The organism is Aquirufa lenticrescens (assembly GCF_019916085.1).
In the GTDB taxonomy this organism is placed as follows: Bacteria; Bacteroidota; Bacteroidia; order Cytophagales; family Spirosomataceae; genus Aquirufa; species Aquirufa lenticrescens.
Map to the genome: position 1 here is coordinate 2019170 of NZ_CP049834.1, position 16806 is coordinate 2035975.

12 protein-coding genes are annotated in these 16806 nt (G+C 42.9%); 5 read left to right on the plus strand and 7 right to left on the minus strand.

Annotation, left to right across the window (positions count from 1 at the left end; translation table 11 throughout):
• The first annotated feature begins 1 nt into the window (after position 1).
• Genes G9X62_RS08970 through G9X62_RS08980 form a run of 3 tightly spaced genes read left to right on the plus strand, consistent with a single transcriptional unit; the run spans position 2 to position 3061 of the window.
• On the plus strand, positions 2-1150 hold the full coding sequence (locus G9X62_RS08970; RefSeq protein WP_223130386.1) for a DUF4249 domain-containing protein: 1149 nt from the start codon (positions 2-4) through the stop codon (positions 1148-1150).
• A gap of 35 nt (positions 1151-1185) precedes the next feature.
• Positions 1186-2196 carry a ferrochelatase gene (hemH, locus tag G9X62_RS08975; protein WP_223130387.1) on the plus strand — a complete coding sequence of 337 codons (1011 nt, stop codon included), beginning with the start codon at positions 1186-1188 and terminating at the stop codon, positions 2194-2196.
• Between the two features lies 1 nt (position 2197).
• Entirely contained in the window at positions 2198-3061 is an 864-nt protein-coding gene (locus tag G9X62_RS08980) for a DMT family transporter (RefSeq protein ID WP_223130388.1), read from the plus strand.
• A 226-nt stretch (positions 3062-3287) separates the two neighbouring features.
• Here G9X62_RS08980 and G9X62_RS08985 read toward each other — a convergent pair whose 3' ends face one another.
• The 7 genes from G9X62_RS08985 to pdxA all read right to left on the minus strand — a co-directional run bounded on the left by G9X62_RS08985 (position 3288) and on the right by pdxA (position 11995).
• Positions 3288-4178 (minus strand): YicC/YloC family endoribonuclease, encoded by an 891-nt coding sequence (locus tag G9X62_RS08985; protein ID WP_223130389.1) that lies wholly within the window; start codon positions 4176-4178, stop codon positions 3288-3290.
• Positions 4175-6613: a YfhO family protein gene (locus G9X62_RS08990; protein WP_223130390.1), complete on the minus strand. Its 2439-nt coding sequence runs from the start codon at positions 6611-6613 to the stop codon at positions 4175-4177. Before G9X62_RS08990 ends, G9X62_RS08985 begins: the two co-directional genes overlap by 4 nt.
• 3 nt (positions 6614-6616) lie before the next feature.
• Complete coding sequence (locus G9X62_RS08995) at positions 6617-7045, minus strand: FKBP-type peptidyl-prolyl cis-trans isomerase (protein ID WP_223130391.1); 429 nt, start codon at positions 7043-7045, stop codon at positions 6617-6619.
• Positions 7046-7154: 109 nt separating this feature from the next.
• Positions 7155-7643 carry a tetratricopeptide repeat protein gene (locus G9X62_RS09000; RefSeq protein ID WP_223130392.1) on the minus strand — a complete coding sequence of 163 codons (489 nt, stop codon included), beginning with the start codon at positions 7641-7643 and terminating at the stop codon, positions 7155-7157.
• Positions 7640-10087: an endonuclease MutS2 gene (locus G9X62_RS09005; RefSeq protein WP_223130393.1), complete on the minus strand. Its 2448-nt coding sequence runs from the start codon at positions 10085-10087 to the stop codon at positions 7640-7642. The genes G9X62_RS09000 and G9X62_RS09005 overlap by 4 nt, the downstream gene beginning before the upstream one ends.
• Positions 10084-11004 (minus strand): NAD(P)-dependent oxidoreductase, encoded by a 921-nt coding sequence (locus G9X62_RS09010; RefSeq protein ID WP_223130394.1) that lies wholly within the window; start codon positions 11002-11004, stop codon positions 10084-10086. Before G9X62_RS09010 ends, G9X62_RS09005 begins: the two co-directional genes overlap by 4 nt.
• Positions 10997-11995, minus strand: a complete 999-nt coding sequence (gene pdxA / locus G9X62_RS09015; protein ID WP_223130395.1) for a 4-hydroxythreonine-4-phosphate dehydrogenase PdxA — start codon at positions 11993-11995, stop codon at positions 10997-10999. The genes G9X62_RS09010 and pdxA overlap by 8 nt, the downstream gene beginning before the upstream one ends.
• Positions 11996-12181: 186 nt before the next feature.
• Here pdxA and G9X62_RS09020 point away from each other — a divergent pair, with 186 nt between their 5' ends.
• Positions 12182-16042 (plus strand): pyruvate carboxylase, encoded by a 3861-nt coding sequence (locus tag G9X62_RS09020; RefSeq protein ID WP_223130396.1) that lies wholly within the window; start codon positions 12182-12184, stop codon positions 16040-16042.
• Complete coding sequence (locus G9X62_RS09025; protein WP_223130397.1) at positions 16042-16776, plus strand: PI-PLC domain-containing protein; 735 nt, start codon at positions 16042-16044, stop codon at positions 16774-16776. The genes G9X62_RS09020 and G9X62_RS09025 overlap by 1 nt, the downstream gene beginning before the upstream one ends.
• Positions 16777-16806 lie beyond the last annotated feature (30 nt).

Consider the following 16806-nt stretch of genomic DNA (forward strand, 5'->3'; position numbering starts at 1 on the left):
TATGTCTTTATCTCCTAAAAATATACTTTTTTACCTGTTTCTGCTTGGCGTAGTGACATGGGCCTGCGTGAATCCTATTAAGGATTTTGTCCAAATCGATGCAACTTCATTTACTACCATTGAAGCGGATATATCGGACGATCCTGAATTGAGTAAGGTGCGTTTAACGAGTTCTTCGAATCGCTTAACCTCCCAATTAGCGTATCCTATTTCGAAAGCAGTGGTAACTGTCACAGATCAAAGTGGAACTAAAACGAGCTTCACAGAAGGCATACCAGTAGGTACTTATTATCCACCGAAAGGTTTTGTAGGAAAAGTAGGGTCTACTTATACGTTGAATGTAAAGATGTTAACAGGCCAAACGTATGAAAGTACGGCCGAAACGATGAAGGCAGTACCTGAAATAGAAAATGCCATCACTCGTTTCGAAACGTTTGAGCAATATGATAAAGTAGACGTGCGTCGTGCTGGATTTACCGTTTATTTGGATTTTAAGGATATGCCTTCAGAGGGAGATTTTTACCTTTGGAACTGGAAGCATTACGAGAAAATTGGTTTCTGTGCAACTTGTACGGATGGTGGGAAATATGATTTCAAAAAGTTGGATTGTGTCCAACCTAAATTCCCAACGGATGCCATTTTGAATTATATGTGTGATGGAAATTGCTGGGATATTACCACTAATAATGATTTGAATGTATTCTCTGATGTATTAACAAATGGACAGCGTGTGGTAGGACGTCAAGTGGCTCGTATTCCTTTCGATAATTGGACGCCTTATTATTTCCGTTTAGAGCAACGTTCAATCACTAAAAATGCATTTGCATTTTATCAATCCTTGATCTCGCAAGTACAGTCTTCAGGATCCCTATTTGATGTGCCGGCAGAGACTCGTTTCAGCTTAAATATTAAGTCTGTCACTAAGCCTACTGAACGTGTTTTAGGAATATTTAATGTCTTTTCTGTACGTAAGAAGATCTTTATTATTGACCGCAGAAAGGATATTCCTGTAGGAGAATTACCTATCATATCCATCATTCCAGGTGATACCTATGCTTGTCCTCCTGGATCTGTAGGTTGCCAAGATAAGGCGCCTTGCATAGAATCTACCACTAGAACAAAAATTACTCCCGAAGGTTGGGTATTCTAGTTTTTTAGGCACAAATTTGTGCTTTAATTAGAACTATGATCGGTGTTTTATTAGTGAATCTGGGAACTCCAGATGATCCAGGTACCCCTAGTGTACGTAAGTACTTACGGGAGTTTTTGATGGATGGTCGTGTCATTGACATACCGTATCCATTCCGCTACTTATTAGTGAATGGTATCATTGCTCCCTTTAGAGCACCTCAGTCTGCTAAAATCTATAAGGAGTTATGGGAAGAACGTGGTTCTCCCTTGAAGTTTTATGGAGAAGACGTTTGTGCGTCTTTAGCGGAAACCCTAGGTGAGGGCTATATGGTTCGCTTAGCCATGCGTTATCAAAGCCCAGATTTGAAGTCGGTCATGTCAGAAATGCAGGCAGCTAGTCTGAAGAAATTAATTGTTATTCCTTTCTTCCCACAATACGCTTCAGCTACCACAGGTTCCGTCTATGAGCGTGTAATGGAAATTATGTCAGATTGGCAAATTATGCCATCTCTTTCGATGGTAAGCTATTTTTACCAGCATCCGATTTTTGCCAAATATTTTGCAGACAAAGCCGCAAACTACCAAAAGGATGTCGACTTTGATTACTATTTATTCTCCTACCACGGTGTTCCAGAACGCCATATCCGTAAAGGAGATATCACGAAGAATACCTGTGTTTTTGGCACTTGCTGCGAAACCATCACAGAGAAGAACCATACTTGTTACCGGGCACAATGCCATGAGACAACTCGTTTAATTGCGAAGGAGATGGGGTTAAAACCAGGAACTTTTGGCACTGCCTTCCAAAGCCGTTTAGGCCGAGACCCCTGGTTACAACCTTACACAGATGAAACGATTAAAACGCTTGTAAAAGAAGGTAAGAAGAAGATATTAGCCTTCTCTCCAGCTTTCGTAGCGGATTGTCTAGAAACCACGATTGAAGTGGGTGAGGAGTACAAAGAATTATTCGAAGAAGCGGGTGGCGAGCACTGGCAACTAGTAGAGAGTTTGAATAATTCGCCGGAATATGTGGCACTTTTAGAGGACCTTGTAAAGAACTCATAAGATGGTAGCCCTACTTTTAACTATTGTTTTTTCAGTTTTATTATTGGTGAATTTTCGCGTGCATGCGAAGTATAATATCGATACGAGAATCGCCATTTTGTTGAACTATCCTGTTTGTTTTCTAACCGGCTATTTTCATCAAATGGATGCGATTCCTTTCCACTGGCCCTCTACAGGGTATTCATTGGGTATTTTAGGCATTGGAGTTGGTTTCGTGATTACATTCTTATTATCTGGTTATTCAACCGTGAAAAATGGAATGGCGCCCACTTCTTTAGCGAACAATATCTCCTTAGTGATTCCGGTAATGGTGAATCTCTTTATTTGGAAGACGGGTGGAGAATTGACTTTATCTGTAGTTGCGGGCCTTCTGTTGTCGTTTGCAGCCATTTATTTCTGCAGTCCATCTGGTGTAGGTTCTGTCCAAAAGCCAGTTATTGGGGCTTTGGTTGCCGTCTTTGTGGCCTATGGGATCACGAATACAGCTTTTAATTATTTGAATGCAGCGATCGTACAGCAAGTGGGAGGTAGTATTTCCTTTACCTTGATGTTATTACTTGGCTCGATGGCTACTTCTGCGATTGTCTTGGTCTATTGGTCAATCACTGGTGGGGTTACTTGGTCTCTAAGATCTGTTTTAGCAGCTATTCCTTTAGGTCTTCCGAATTTCTTCTCCTTCTATTTCTTACTAAAAGCCTTAGATGCGTACCAACAAAATGGTGCGGTGGTATTGACTATCTATAATCTAGGGGTTATTTTATTAAGTGCAGTGACCGCGTTAGTTTTCTTCAAAGAAAAGTTGACGAACAAGCAGTGGGTGGGTATTGGGTTGGGGTGCGCTGGTATTGCGTTGATTATATTGTAATACACGAGAATTGTGCTGCGCAATAATTCTCTTTTGTATTACAATATAATCAACTCTAATTTCTTCCAGAAGCTTTTAGTTTATGAAATAGTTCACACATCGTTGCGAAGCAACATCCATCTTTGTTTTTTGTGCTCTGTGCTTTTCCTTCGGACTAAGCCGTAGGCGACTCACTGACTAAATTGCGAAGCTATGACTAGGCAAACGTTTTAAAATTGCTCCGCAATTATAAAACGTTTGCGGTCTGCTCCTTAATCTTCTCCAGCTCGTCTTTCATATTCACGACTAATCGCTGAATGGTGGAATCGTTTGCCTTTGAGCCGATGGTATTGATCTCACGGCCAATTTCTTGGGCCATAAAGTTGAGTTTTTTTCCGTTGCCTTCTTCTAGAATTTCAATGAAGTAATCTAGGTGAGTCGCTAGGCGTACTTTTTCTTCGGAGATATCAAATTTCTCGATGTAATAAACGACCTCTTGTTCGAAGCGATTTTTATCAAAATCTTCTTTCAAGCCAAGTTCCAAAAGGGCATTTCGCATCCGCTCACGGATACCTGGCATTCTGATTTTATCTTGTTCTAGCACTTGCGCTAGTCCTGATTTGATTGAAGCGATGTATTCACGGAATTTGTCTTCCACGACTTTCCCCTCCCGGGCACGGAACTCCTTGCATTCTTTTACTGCTTCTTGGACGGCTTCAAAAACTACTTTCCAAAGTGCTTCGATTTCCTCTTCGTTGTCTTGCGAATGATCCGGAGAGTTCAAACTGGGCATCGACATAGCCTGTAAATACAAGGCATTTTCGTCAATGTTCGAGATGCCTAATTCAGAGGCGAAGCGCTTTAATTCTGTGAAATAGGTGGCTATTTGACCTTGAGGAAGGATGCTTTGTTCAACGTTCTCGTTGTTTTTTTGAATGTGCAGATTCAGCTCCATTTTACCGCGTTCTAATTGCTGCGTAAGGTAATTGCGGATGTCGATTTCTTTGGCTGAAAGCGATTTAGGAACACGGCAAAAGATATCCGTAAACTTCGAGTTTAGACTTTTAACTTCGACACGGATTTGCAGGTCTTGGAGTTCTTTTTGGGATTTTCCAAAGCCCGTCATGGAGTAGATCATATGGTTTCTTTTTTGGCCTTAGCCGCTTGATAAAAAGCAAATGCAATAAACAATAGCATCGCAATGGAAGCCCCTAAGTCAATTTTATTTCCCGTAATCACTGAAAAGGGAGCAAACTTAAATTCAATCGTATGTTTCCCAGCAGGAATCGCTAAGCCACGCAATACATAATCCGCCTGTACGTGATTGGTTTCTTTTCCATCGATATAGGCTTTCCAGTCTTTGTTTCCACGGTAATAGATTTCCGAGAACACCGCAAAGGCCGCTTGTTTTGAATCAGATGTATAGGTCAAATGATTAGGCTTATATTCTGTTAATTGAATACTGCCATCTGTTTTGAACTCCTTTGTAGGAACGAATGCTGCATCTTTTTGTTCTACCAACGCAATCGATCGAGGATCGATTTTGCTGATTCCATTCAATGCTTCATCCGCTGTAGGAACTACGTTTACCGACGAAACAAACCAGGCATTCCCTAAAGCACCCGGATTTGTTTGAGGTGCTAATTGGCCAGTCGAGTCTGGGCTCAAAATATATTTCGTATTCAGCATATTCAGGATATTCATTTGTCCTGGATTCCCTGTGAACTGTTTTTCAATCAATTCTTGGTAACGACGCAATTTAGCGGCGTGGTATCCACCTAAAGATTGGTGGTAATAAGACGTGGTCGCATCACTCATAAAGTTTGTTGCCACATTCACCACGCGGTAATGGGTGGTGTCTTGTAAGATTTTTTGATCGGCAGGTGTAGGTAAGATTTGCTCGTCCAGTGTAGCTTTGGAGACGAAGAAATCTTTGCCAAAATAACGTTTAGCCACTGGGGTTAAATCAAAAATACCCAATAGCACTAAGGCGATTAACCAGATGGATTTTTTGACTTTGCCGGTACTGGCAAGTCCTAAAATACCTACCCCGATTAATACGATAAAGAAACTGCGGAAGGCGTCAGATTGAAATAATTCGATGCGGTCAAGCTGGATAGAGCGCCAGATTTGGTTATTCAACGCCGTATCTTGAATCAAAGCTCCACCAAAATTAGGTCCTTTAAAGTCAAAGAATAAATCGGGTGCCATCCCGAAAAACAAGGCAAGTCCACCACTTAATCCGGCGGCATACAACAACGGTTTTTTGATTTCAGACCAGCTGGATTTTTGCTGAATGAATCGAATCAATCCTAGAATTCCCAAGGTTACGAAACCTAATTGCACGAAAGAAAGTACCATCGTTATGGCTCTGAATTTGTTGAACAACGGGAAGTATTGGAATAAAATTCCGTTGAAGAAGAAATATTTACCCCAAGAGAAGGTGATGAATAAAGCTGTGAATCCGATGATCCACCATTTTTCGGCTGATTTGATGTAGAAGGCACCAAACAAAAATAAAAATATCACTAAGGCTCCCGCATAAGCAGGTCCAGCCGTATAGCTTTGATCTCCCCAATAAGCCGGTCCTTTTTCGACAAAGCCTAAAGCTTGTTCGTCTGGAATACCCGCGTTAGACATCGTTTGGTAGGTATTAGATGACGTTCCACCTAAATCTCCGGCAGAAGCTCCACCCATGAAATTGGGGATCAACAACGTACCTGTTTCGGCAATACCGTAGGACCAATCGAAAGCATAGGTTTGATCTAAACCATCTCCACGCGATTTGTTGGCACTAAGTTCGGAGGCGCCACGCGTCGTTTCTTTGGCATATTCGTAGTTATTCCAAAGGCGCATCGAGTGCGTTCCTAAAGCTAAAACTAAACCTAAGCCTAGTAATAATCCACGTTTCAGCCACTCTATCACTGTTTTGTGAATGATAGCTTGTGATAAAGTGTAGATTTTGTAGAATCCAATGATAAAGAATAAGTAATACGTAATTTGAACGTGGTTAGCATATAATTCCAAAGCCATTCCTAGGGTGAATAGGGCAGCGCCTAGCCATTTTCGATTACCCCAGCCTAATTTCACACCTGCTAAAACGATAGGAGCATAGGCTAAAGCAATTACTTTAGAGGTATGACCTGCTGGAATAATCACCATATTGTAGGTCGCAAAGGCGTAGAAAACGGCCCCGGCGAATCCTAAAATGGGAGAGGCTCCCATTGCCCAAAGCAAAATATACATTCCTAACATTTGTAGGAAAAGCAAATTTACAGGGCTGGGAAGGAGATTGGTAATGAAAGAACCGATTTTGGCAGAAATCGAATAAGGATACGATCCTGAAATCTGGTAGGTAGGCATCCCGCCAAACATCGAGTTCGACCACCACGCATCCTCACCGGATTTCTCCTTGTATTGTAAGCTCTCCTGTGCCGCCGCCTGGGCTTGCTGGATATCATGTTGAATCAATACTTTACCTTGTAGAACGGGTCCACAATAGATGAAAGCGATCAATAGGAAACCCAATAGGACAATCCCGTGGGGGGCAAAGGAGCGCAAATTAATTTTCATAGTTTATGAAATCGATACTAATTCAAGTTCAAATGTTAAATCACGACCAGCTAATGGGTGATTCGCATCCAACGTAACGTGTGAATCTGTTAAATCAGTGACCACCACTTCTACCACGTGACCCCCATCTTGGTGCATAGATAAAGAAGCACCTAATTCTAATTCGATGTGAGGAGGAATTTGAGCGCGTTCTAAGGTCACTGTATTTTCTGGAGAATGCTCGCCATAAGCCTCAGCTGCCGGAATAACAACGGTTTTTTTCTCACCAATGGTCATACCAGTCACGCCATCATCAAAACCTTTGATGACCATACCTGAACCTAATTGAAACTCAAGAGGTGTTCTTCCTACAGAAGAGTCAAAAATAGAACCGTCGGTGTGTTTACCTGTGTAGTGTACGGCAACCTTGTCGCCGGTTTTTGCAATAGACATAATGAATCGTTAAAATTTAAAAATAAGCTACAAATAACACGATTTTTCGGACGCTTTCAAAGCAAATGTCTCCACCATTTACCATCTTTTCTCTCTACTCTTTTCTCTCTTATCTACAAAGCGAAGCTTGGTACTTCAGGGATAGGGTATCGCCTAATTCAATCGCCGTCTTAAAATCCAAGCAGGCATCTTCGATCAAACCTAAATGCATCAGATTAATACCCCGATTATAATAGGTTTCGGCATAATAAGGATAGCGAATGATTGATTTTGAAAAATCCCGAATGGCCCCTTTGTCATTGCCTAGTTTGGATTTGAAATAGCCCCGGTAGAAATAGTAATCTGCATTGGTGGAATCGAGACGTATGGCTTTGGTTAAGTCAGAAATGGCACCCGAGTATTCTTCCATCGATCCTCGTGAAAAGGCTCTGGCGAAGTAGATTTCAGGGTTTTTAGGGTCTTTTGTCAAAGCCACCGAAAAATTATATGTCGCTTCTTTGTATTTTTCTTGTTGTATTTGCGTGAGACCAGCTGCATATTGTAACATGCAGCTACTGAAGAAAAAGAGGGCAAAAAGAGAGGCAAATAAACGGATCATTTAAAAGTAACGATGGTGATTCCCGCACCGCCACGGTCTGCGTGTTCGTCAGTAATGTTTTTAATTTCTCTGTATCGCTTTAATTGTTCGCGAATTAAAGTTCGTAAAATTCCATCGCCTTTTCCGTGCAAAATTTGAACTTCAGGAACGCCTAACAGGAGGCAATCGTTGATGTATTGGTCTAAAATAACGTAAACTTCCTCGCCACGCTTTCCTCTAATATCCAGTTTGAGCTGAAATTGAGCCATGCGATCATTGATGTCGATGCCGCGAAGAGGGGCTGTACTTTTCTTGGGTTGTTTAGGAGCGACGATTTTTTGGAGGCGATTCAATTTGATGGTACTGCGAATGGCTCCTAAAGAAATGACCGCGTCTTTCCCCTTAAGTTCCATGATTTGTCCCAAAGTAGGTTCGTCGCCACTCCCTTTAATCACCACCCAATCACCCACCGCGATAGGGGAGTTAGCATAAACGATTCCGGGAGTTTCAGACACGACTTTTGCAGGCGCAGGAGCCACCGTTTTTAATTCCTTTTGGACAAAATTTGCTAGATCCGCGCGCAATTCCTTCGTCTTTTCTTTATCTGCCTCTTTCTCGCGAATTTGTCTAATCGTCTGCTCAATGCGTTGATTTGCCTCTTGGATGATTTTTTTCGCCTCAGCTTTCGCCGCATTCAACATCGCCTTTTGCTCTTCTTGCACGTGATTTTTCAGGCGCTCATAGTTTTCCTTGATGGATTGTGCCTGCTCATTAGCTAAGGCTAAACTAGCGTTTTTACTCTCCCAGATTTGCTTCTCCGTCTCCGTTTCCAGTAATAACTTGTCAAAATCCACCTGCTTCTTGCCCAATTTCTTGCGCGCATTTTCGATAATGGCCTTAGGCAATCCAATCTTCTGAGCGATTTCAAAGGCAAACGAACTACCCGGTTTTCCCATATCCAAGATGAATTGAGGTTCCAAATGCTCGGTGTCGTAGCGCATCGCGGCGTTGAAAAGTCCTTTTTGGCGATCTGCTAGGCTTTTTAAGTTGCCAAAGTGGGTGTTAATCGCTCCATAGCACCCTTTGTCTGCCAGTTTCTCTAAGATGGATTCTGCAATCGCTCCCCCTAAAGAGGGCTCCGTTCCCGTACCAAACTCATCGACTAAAATCAATGTTTTCTCGTTTACGTGCTGCAAGAAATGCCGCATATTACTTAAGTGGGATGAATAGGTACTTAATTCGTTTTCTAAATTTTGTTCATCCCCCATATCCAAAAATAGTTGAGAGAAAAAGCCCATCGTACTGCCTTCGGCTAATGGCACTAAACAGCCGGATTGGAATAAGAATTGCAATAAACCTACGGTACTTAAAGTCACGGATTTACCTCCCGCATTGGGTCCAGAAACAACCATAATGCGGCGATCGTCCTCTAATCGAATCGTTAGTGGTTTAATTTTTTTACCTATTTTTTCGAGTGATTTTTCTAATAAAGGATGACGTGCATCGGTCCAGTTAACGATCGGTTTATCTTGAATAAACGTAGGTTTAATCGCTTTGTGGGAGCTTCCCCAGAGGGCTTTGGCCCTAATAAAATCAATCAATCCTAGCCACGAAAAGGCGTGGGCTAAAAAAGGTGTCAAAGGACGAATTCGATCTGATAGTTTCGATAAAATCTGGATGATCTCGCGACGTTCGGCTGATTCCAAAGACTTGATCTCATTGTTCATCGCCAGCGCGTCAGCGGGCTCTAAAAAGACCGTTTTCCCCGTATCTGATTCATCCTGAACGAAACCTTTGATCTTCCGTTTGTGCTCAGCCGCTAAAGGAATCACCATTCGGCCATTGCGCAGTGTCAAGGAGAAATCCTTGCTCACCCAGCCCTCTTTATAGGCCTGGCTTAAATAGGAATCGAGCTTTTTACGAAGGCCTTGCTCTTCGGCAATTCGCTTGCGACGTAAATCTCCTAAAGCAGGGGAGGCTGTCTCCTTGATTTGGCCGTTTACATCAAATACGCGGTCCAAATCCTGAATAATCGGAATGATTTGTCTGAAATCCCCATCGCTTTCTGCACCTTTGGCTAGGAAATGCTGGGTGATTTTATGTATTTTAGGGTATTCAGTTGAGTCAATTGCTGCGAAAAAGCGAATGGTTTCATACAAAACCGTCAACGCACGTTGCCAGTCTCTCCATTCATCTGCTGACAAATAATGGCCTTCCAGCTGCAGCGGACTTAGATAAGATCGTAAATCGTAATAATCCGTCTGCGGAAATTCGCCACCGTGCTCACCCAAAATACGGCTCATCTCATCGACTTGTTCTACCCATTGTTTGACCAAGGGGAAACGGTCCGAAAAACGCATTTTATCTGCATATTCCAGCCCCATCTGACTTAAACAAAGCTGCTTAATTTCCTCTTTTACCTGGTTGAAACCCAGTTTTTCGGCAAGATTTACGGGGTAATTCATAGAGAAAAATGCAACTTTATTTTTTCGAGTAAGACCTCGTTGATTTTATAATAACTTTCAGTCGTCCAACCCGCTACGTGGGGGCTGAAAATGGTCGCAGGGTAGGCGGCAATTTCTGTAAAAAGCTCTTTTTCTACTGGAGACCAGGTAGATAACTTTTCATTTGGTAGCACATCCAAAGCTAATCCCTTGATTTGGCCGGAACGTAATCCGTGCAATAAAGGCTCGAGTGGTGCAATGGGGCCTCGGGAACTATTAATCACTATAATGGACTTCTTGAACGAATCTAAAAACTCAGTGGAAATTAACCCACGCGTCTCAGAAGTCAAAGGGATATGTAAACTCAAGATGTCAGCCCGTTCAAAAATTTGATCCATTGTGGCTGGGTAATCTGTCGATGGGGCGTATTTGTCATAGGCTAAAATGTTCATTCCAAAGCTAGAAAGCCGCGAAGCGACTGCTTTGCCCATATTTCCATATCCGATAATACCGATCGTCTTTCCCTTCAGTTCAAATCCGCGGTTTCCTTCTCTTTCCCACAATCCGTGACGCACCTCGGTATCCGACGTATGAAGTTTGTGTGTAAGGGATAATAATTGTCCAATGACGTGTTCCGCAACGGCGTCAGAATTTCCTTCATTGGCGGAAAAAACGGTGATTCCTCTAGCTATGCAGGCTTCGACATCCAGTAAATCAAGTCCAGCGCCCGCTCGAGCGATAAAAATTAATGGGGTATCAGTCAGTATTTCTGCCGTGATTTTGAACTTGCTCCGAACAACTAATCCTTCATAAGAAGGTAAAATCGTCACAAACTCATCAAGTGATAAATCGGTACGCGTCTCCACCTCGAATCCCAAATTCGTTAGCCCTTCTGCCATCGAAGGATGAACCTCGTCGACAATCAAAACTTTACGCATTCATTCGGTTTTTTACGAGATCTAACGCTAAAAATAAGGCCTGAAGGAATGAGCCTGGGTCGGCTACGTTTTGGCCAGCAATATCATAAGCCGTACCATGATCTGGCGAGGTACGAATAACAGGCAAACCTGCGGTGAAATTCACACCAGAGTCAAAAGCGATGTATTTGAAAGGAATCAATCCTTGATCGTGGTACATGCCCAGAACGCCGTCAAACTCTTTGAATTGCGCTTTTCCGAAGAAACCATCCGCTGGATAAGGTCCAAAAACCAGGTTTCCTTTCGATCTAAATTCATCCACTACCGGTTGAATAATCTCTAATTCTTCTTGGCCTAATAGCCCAGCTTCACCCGCGTGTGGATTTAAACCTAATACGGCTAAACGAGGTTTGTCAATGGAGAAATCCTCCTTTAAACTCTTTAAGAATAAAGTGATTTTTGTACGCAATAAATCGGCACCTAATGCCTTGGAAACCTCTAATAGAGGAATGTGGCCCGTTGCTACTCCCATTCTAAAACCATCAGAAACCATCATCATAAGAGACGATTTAGCTTCGAAACGATCGGTTAAATATTCGGTATGTCCAGGGAATTTAAAGTCCTCAGATTGGATGTTATGTTTATTAATTGGAGCCGTAACGAGTGCGGAGATTAGTCCGCGATCTAGGTCATTTGCGGCTCTTTCTAAACAATCAAAGGCGGCTTTTCCTGCTTCTTTGGTCTCTTTTCCGGGTTCTACAAGGGTTGATGTGTCGTCCCAACAGTTGATGACAAAGCTTTCACCAGATTTAGCCTCAGAAGCTTCTTGGATCACAGCGATGGACCACTCTTTTAATTCGAATTTTTGGCGGTAAAAATCCAATACCTTGGCAGAACCATAAATCACAGGCGTACACCACTTTAGCAAGCGAGGGCTGGCTAAGGATTTCAAGATTACTTCGGGTCCGATTCCGTTGTAATCTCCTAACGTAATGCCAATGATAGGTTTCATAAAAAGCAATTTTTTGTTCGACCTGCAAGTTAAGAAAAATCGTTCGAAGGCGGTAGAATTATTTTTCTTGGTAACGAACCCAATAAATATGGTATTTTTTTAAGTTTTCCCAAATAAAATGCGGTATTCGATGCGATTTTCACAATATATTTAGCATTTTTGTTAGAATCTCCTACTTTATTGATTATGCCAAAATCATACGTTAAGAAAATCTCCAGTTTATTGATCGCTAACCGCGGCGAGATTGCTATTCGCATTATGCGTGCTGCTTCCGAATTAGGTATTCGGACCGTGGCCGTATACACGTTCGAAGATCGCTATTCTTTACACCGCTATAAAGCGGATGAAGCCTACCAAATCGGGAAAGATGATGAACCTTTAAAGCCTTACTTGGACATCGAGGGCTTGATTTCTTTGTGTAAATCAAAGAAAATTGACGCTATTCATCCGGGATATGGTTTTTTGTCGGAAAACGTAGTGTTGGCGACACGTTGTAGAGAAGAAGGAATCGTTTTCGTGGGTCCTTCACCGGAAGCAATGAACGCGTTGGGTGATAAAGTAGCTGCTAAAGTGGCTGCATTGAAGGCCAATGTTCCTATGATTGAGGATTCGAAAGGGGATTTAGCTGATTATTCTTTGGCTCTATCCGAAGCGAAACGCATTAAATTCCCTGTGATGGTAAAAGCGGCTGCCGGTGGTGGTGGACGAGGAATGCGCGTAGTGAGAACGGAAGAAGAGCTAGAAAAAGCGTATCAAGAGGCGAAGAATGAGGCGAAAAATGCGTTTGGAGATGATACTTTGTTCATCGAGAAATTCATCGATGATCCGAAGCACATCGAGGTACAATTATTAGGAGATCAGCACGGAAATTTGGTGCATTTGTACGAACGGGATTGTTCGGTACAAAGACGTTTCCAAAAAGTGGTCGAAATTGCCCCCTCTTTTGGTCTAAAAGAAGAAACAAAACAGAAATTATACGCTTACGCGCTTTCCATCGGTAAAGCAGTAAACTATTATAACGCAGGAACGGTGGAGTTTTTGGTCGATAAAGACGAAAATATCTATTTCATCGAGGTAAATCCGCGTATTCAAGTAGAACATACGATTACGGAAGAGGTGACAGGCATCGATATTGTCCGCACACAGATCCTAATCGCCCAAAATTACAAGTTATCCGATCCAGGTATTTTCATCCAAAACCAAGCGGACATTCCGCTAAAAGGTTTTGCAATTCAATGCCGTATCACGACAGAAGATCCAGCAAATGGATTTAAACCGGATTTTGGAACGATCATCGCCTACAGAAATGCAGCTGGTTTCGGGATTCGTCTAGACGAAGGATCTTCGTATCCAGGGGTAAAAATTTCCCCTTATTTTGATTCGATGTTAGTGAAGGTGTCTGCCAAAGGACGTACGCTTCGCGGTGCGTCCGAACGATTAAACCGCGCGCTGACCGAATTCCGAATCCGTGGCGTAAAAACGAACATCCCTTTCTTGCGTAACGTCATCACGCATCCGGTCTTCCAAGAAGGCCACTGCACGGTGCCATTCATTGCGAACCACCCGGAATTATTCAATTTTAAACCCACTCGCGACCGCTCTACAAAGGCGATTCGCTACCTGGGAGAAGTAATCGTTAACGGAAATCCGGATGTGAAAGTGAATCCAACGGCTCCTTTCCGCACTCCAATTATCCCGTATGTGGATCCGATGGCGGAATACCCGAAAGGAAACAAACAATTATTGACTGAAATGGGTCCGGAGAAATTTGCGAAGCACATCCGTGATGCGAAGCAAATCTATTTCACGGACACCACGTTCCGTGATGGACACCAATCGCTTTTAGCCACCCGCGTTCGTACGCAAGATATGTTAGCCGTAGCTGACGGATTTGCGAAATCCTTCCCTCAATTGTTCTCGATGGAGGTTTGGGGTGGCGCGACCTTTGATGTGGCGATGCGTTTCTTGCAAGAATCTCCTTGGAAACGTCTGCAAGAATTCCGCGAGGCGATGCCGAATATGCTATTGCAAATGCTTTTTCGCGGCTCAAACGCCGTGGGATATTCCGCTTACCCAGATAATTTGATTGAAAAATTCGTGGAGAAATCCTCCGAAGCCGGAGTCGATGTCTTCCGAATTTTCGATTCCTTGAACTGGATTGACGCGATGAAAGTGTCGATCAAAGCGGTTCGGGAACGCACGCCGGGCATCGCAGAAGCAGCCATTTGCTATACGGGCGACGTCTTCACAAATGTAAAATACAATCTGCAATATTACGTGGATATGGCGCGTCAGCTAGAAGATGCCGGCGCACATATGTTGTGTATAAAAGATATGGCGGGACTTTTACGTCCTTTCCAAGCGGAGAAATTAGTAACTGAATTAAAGAAAGCGGTTGATTTACCTGTTCATTTGCACACGCACGATACGGCTTCTGTTCAATCAGCGACGTATTTAAAGGCTATTGAAGCAGGTGTGGATATCGTGGATGGCGCGTTAGGGGCGATGTCCGGTTTGACGTCTCAGCCTAATTTGAACTCTTTAGTAGCCATGATGCAGGGTCACCCGAAAGCATCCGATTTGAATTTAGACTTACTAAACGAATATTCTAATTATTGGGAAGCGGTGCGTACGATGTATACGCCGTTCGAATCCGAATTGAAAGCGGGAACGGCTGAAGTATACAATAATGAGATTCCAGGTGGACAATACACGAATTTACGTGGTCAGGCGATTGCGCTGGGTGTAGGCGACAAGTTCGAGCAATTGAAGCGCAATTACACGGAGGCGAATACGCTTTTTGGCGATATTGTGAAAGTTACACCATCTTCGAAAGTGGTAGGGGATATGGCGATCTTTATGACCGCGAATTCGTTAACGGCGGAGGATGTGTATGCCAAAGGCGCTACTTTATCTTTCCCTGAATCCGTTAAAGATTTCTTCAAAGGTGGCCTAGGCCAGCCTTACCAAGGATTCCCGAAACAGTTACAGGAAATTATCTTAAAAGGTGAACACGCCATCGAAGGTCGTCCAAACGACCATTTGGCACCGATTGATTTCGATGCTGACTTCAAGTCCTTTACGAAGAAATTCCCAGAGGCGGAGGATGGATTCTTCGATTACTTATCGTACAAAATGTACCCGAAAGTCTACGAAGATTATTACAAGAATTCGGCCTTATTCGGTGAATTATCAGCCCTTCCTACACCAGCCTTTTTCTATGGCTTAAAACAGGATGAGGAGATTATGATCACGATCGAGCCAGGTAAAACCATCATCGTGAAGTTCTTGTATATGTCAGAACCAGACGAGTCAGGGTTACGTAACGTGACTTTTGAATTGAATGGCCAGGCACGCCGCATTAAGATTTTGGACAAAAACGTCAAAGTTGAACGCGCGCAACATGCGAAAGCAAAAGTAAAAGGCGACATCGGTGCTCCATTACAAGGACGTTTATCACGTATCTTAGTGAAGCCAGGCGACGAGGTGAAATTAAACGCCCCACTGTATGTGATAGAGGCGATGAAGATGGAATCGATTGTTTCGGCACCATTTGAGGGAATTGTGGGGAACGTATTATTAACAGAAGGAACGGTAGTGGAGCAAGAGGATTTGGTATTAACTCTAGAAGAAGCCAAACTACCAGAACCAGATGTGGAAGAATACTTATTCGTATACGGGACGTTACGACGCGACTGTGGAAACGATTTACACCGCCTTATTGCGCGTAATTCGGATTACATAGGCATGGCGACTTACCAAGGGCAAATGTATCAAGTCGCTGATTACCCTGGTATTATTCCGTCAGAAGACGCAAAAGATCAAGTAATAGGCGAATTGTATTTATTGTCCAACACAATCAAATTATTGAACGTGTTAGACGAGTATGAGGAATACAATGCCGACAAGCCTGCAGATAGTCTATTCGTACGTGAGCAAGTGAAAGTAAGTTTAAAAGGCAAGGAAATCGAAACCTACGCGTATTTATATAACAAGAAAATCGACCCGAAAACGCGTATCGCGTCAGGGGATTATGTGAAAGGTTAATGAAAAAAATTGCCCTTTTTTGTTTGTTGTCACTCGCTTTACAGGCGCAGAGTCCTTTGTTGAAAGCGCACGCACACAATGATTACGAACACGAAAGGCCGTTTTTTGACGCTTTTCAGCTTGGTTTTGGCTCCATTGAGGCGGATGTGTATGCGGTGAATGGTCAATTATTAGTCGGTCACGAACGAAATCAACTTAGCCTGAATCGCAATCTGAAGGATTTGTATATCGATCCTATCATCCGTGTTTTGAAGGCGAATAAAGAGGGTAATTTTCATCAATTATTGATTGATTCGAAGACCTCCGCAGATTCCACTTTGCCCTTGATTATTGCCGCCTTGAAGCCTCACGCTGAAATCATCCAGCAAAAAGGATTCCGAATTGTGATCTCCGGAAACCGTCCTAAACCCTCGCAATACATCGAATCACCCGCTTGGATCACCTTTGATGGACACTCTGATGAGCGTTTTCCCACGAATAAAGTGGTGTTAGAGAGTGAATCGATGTTGAAGTTTGGCTTTTGGGGTGGGCAGGGACCTATTCCTGCAGCTTTGAAGGAAAAGCTTAAAAATTATGTCGATCAAGTCCATGCAAACGGTCGAAAAGTCCGTCTTTGGGCTACGCCAGATTCTCTTTTAGGATATCAAGCTCTTTTAGATATCGGTGTGGATTATATCGGTACCGATAAGCTGAGTCTGTTGGCGGATTATTTGAAATTTAGCGAGAGTAAATAAACTGTAGGTGAGGCTTTTATAATAAAACCT